Annotated in this window: 1 pseudogene; it reads right to left on the reverse strand. The window is 64.5% G+C overall.

The features are described 5' to 3' along the window. Window positions 1-544: pseudogene (locus ABGB18_RS49410) on the reverse strand (DNA-directed RNA polymerase subunit beta); the annotation flags it as partial.

Raw genomic sequence — 544 nt, forward strand, 5'->3', positions numbered from 1 at the left:
ATGTTGATCAGGGTCTGCGGCGTGATCGCCTCGACGTCCTGCGTGGTCATCCGCTCGCGGACGACGCGCTCCATCCTGGCCAGGCCCAGCCGGACCTGGTTCTGGATCAGCTCGCCGACGCTGCGCACGCGGCGGTTGCCGAAGTGGTCGATGTCGTCGACCTCGACGATCACCTCGCGGTCATTGGCGCCCGGCATCGACTCCTCGCCCGCGTGCAGACGGACGATGTATTCGATGGTGGCGACGACGTCCTCTTCGGTCAGAGTGCCCTGGCTGATCTCAGAGTCCACCCCGAGCTTCTTGTTGATCTTGTAGCGACCCACCTTGGCCAGGTCGTACCGCTTGGCGTTGAAGTACAGGTTCTCCAGCAAGGTCTGCGCCGACTCCTTGGTCGGCGGCTCACCGGGCCGCAGCTTACGGTAGATGTCCAGCAGCGCGTCATCCTGACCGGCCGTGTGGTCCTTCTCCAGGGTGGCCCGCATCGACTCGTACTGGCCGAACCGCTCGAGGATCTGCTCGCTGGTCCATCCCAGCGCCTTGAGAA

This window comes from Nonomuraea sp. B12E4, assembly GCF_039871825.1.
Taxonomy (GTDB): domain Bacteria; phylum Actinomycetota; class Actinomycetes; order Streptosporangiales; family Streptosporangiaceae; genus Nonomuraea.